We start from the raw sequence: 2,380 nt of genomic DNA on the forward strand, positions 1-2,380 counted from the left end.
TGATGGAGCCGATGCTCGCGGAGTTCCGCCGCGTCGCCGAGGGACTGACGTACGCCGAGCCGCGCATCCCGGTCGTCTCCAACGTCACGGGCACGCTCGCCGAGCCCGGACGGCTGACCAGCCCCGACTACTGGGTGGAGCACGTCCGCGGCACCGTCCGGTTCGCCGACGGCGTGCGCGCCCTGGCCGGCGCCGGTGCCAACGCCTTCCTGGAGATCGGCCCCGGCGGTGTCCTCACCGCCCTCGCCCAGCGCGTCCTCGACGCCGAAGGCCGGGACGAGGCCGTCAGCGTGCCGGCGCTGCGCAAGGACCGGGACGAGGAGACCGCCCTGCTCACCGCGCTCGCCGGACTGCACGTCGCCGGTGTGCGCGTCGACTGGGCCGCCTGGTTCGACGGCACCGGTGCCCGCCGCACCGAGCTGCCGACGTACGCCTTCCAGCGCGAGCGCTACTGGCCGCGCCCGGCCGCCCTCACCGGCGACATCAGCACGGCCGGCCTGATCTCCGCCGACCACCCGCTGCTCGGCGCGGCCGTTCCGCTCGCCGATTCCGAGGGCGCCCTGTTCACCAGCCAGGTATCCCTCCAGGTCCACCCCTGGCTGCTCGACCACAAGGTGGGCGGCACGGTCATCATGCCCGGCACCGGCTACCTGGAGATGGCCGTCCGCGCCGCCGACCAGGTCGGCTGCGCCCGTGTCGAGGAACTCGTCCTCGCCGCCCCGATGGTCCTCGACGAGAAGGTGCCCACCGCGGTCCAGGTCGTCATCGGCGCACCCGGCGAGGACGGCTCCCGCTCCATCACCTTCTACTCCAGGCCCTCCGACGTCACCGACGGCCCCTGGACCCGGCACGCCGACGGCGTCCTCGCCGTCGAGGAGCACAGCGATCCCTTCGAGGTGCCCGTCTGGCCCCCCGCCGACGCCGTGTCCGTGGAGTTCGACGGCGACTACAGCCGCACCGAGTACGGGCCGTCCTTCCAGGGGCTCCGCCAGGTCTGGCTCCGCGGCGAGGAGGCCTTCGTGGAGGTCGCCCTGCCCGAGGAGGTCGCCGGGGACGCCCAGTACTTCGGGATGCACCCCGCCCTCCTGGACGCCGTCCAGCACGCCAACGGCTACCTCGGCGTCGGCAGCGCGGACAACCCGCTGCTGCCGTTCGCCTGGAACGGCGTCTCCCTGCACGCGGGCGGCGCCACCACCCTGCGGGTGCGGATCACCCGGCTGGGCGACGAGTCGGTCCGGCTGACCGCCGCCGACGCCGAGGGCGCCCCGGTGCTCTCCGCCCAGTCCCTGGTCCTGCGCGCCCCGAGCGTGCCGCGGGCCCCCGTGACCACCGGCGGCCAGGAACCCGTGTTCCGCCTCGACTGGACGGCGGCCCCCGACGTCAAGCCCACCGAGGGCCTGACCGCCGCCGCCCTCGGCGAGGACGTCTTCGGCACCGGCAGCACCCTGACGTCCCTGGCCGAGCTGACCGCCCCCGGCGCCGACCCCTCCGACGCCCCCGACTTCGTCCTCGTCCCGCTCACCGGGACGTACGGCGACGCCGGTGGCGGTGCCGGTGCTCCGGACGCCGGTGGCCTGTACGCCACCGGGAGCGACGTGCCCGGCGCGGTCCACGCGCTGACCACCCGCACCCTGGACCTGGTCCAGCAGTGGCTGGACGCCCGGGGCCTCGACCACGCGCGCCTGGTGTTCGTCACCCGCGGCGCGGTCGCCGCCGACGACACCGAGACGGTCCGCGACCTCGCGGCCGGCGCAGCCTGGGGCCTGGTGCGCTCCGCGCAGTCCGAGAACCCCGACCGGTTCGTCCTGCTGGACCTGGACGCGCCGGACACCCCGACCGCCCCGGAGGCCCCGGACGCCCTGCGTTCCCTGCTGCCCGACCTGCCGGGACTGCTCGCCACCGGCGACGCCCAGTTCGCCGTCCGCGGCGGCACCCCGCTCGTCGGCCGCCTCGAACGGCTCGCCACCGCGCCCGGCCTGCTCGCGCCGGCCGGAGTACCGTGGCGGCTGGACACCACCGGCAAGGGCAGCCTGGACAACCTGGTCCTCGCCCCCTGCCCCGAGGTGCTGCAGCCGCTCGGCGCCCACGAGGTCCGTATCGACGTGGACGCCACCGGCCTCAACTTCCGTGACGTGCTCAACGCGCTCGGCATGTACCCGGGCGAGTCCGGCCCGATGGGCACCGAGGCCGCCGGTGTGGTCACCGCCGTCGGCGAGGCCGTCACCGGTCTCGCGGTCGGCGACCGCGTCCTCGGCACCGTGCCCGGCGGCTTCGGCCCCGTCGTCGTCGCCGACGAGCACTACCTCGCCCGCGTGCCCGAGGGCTGGACCCAGCAGGAAGCGGCGTCGGTGCCGCTGGTGTTCCTGACCGCGCTGTACGC

Annotated in this window: 1 protein-coding gene; it reads left to right on the forward strand. The window is 75.4% G+C overall.

Annotated elements, in window-relative coordinates:
• A partial coding sequence (locus HO151_RS03670) for a polyketide synthase dehydratase domain-containing protein (protein ID WP_254594689.1) occupies nucleotides 1–2,380 on the forward strand: 2,380 nt, incomplete at both ends.

It is taken from the genome of Streptomyces sp. 8P21H-1 (assembly GCF_013302945.1).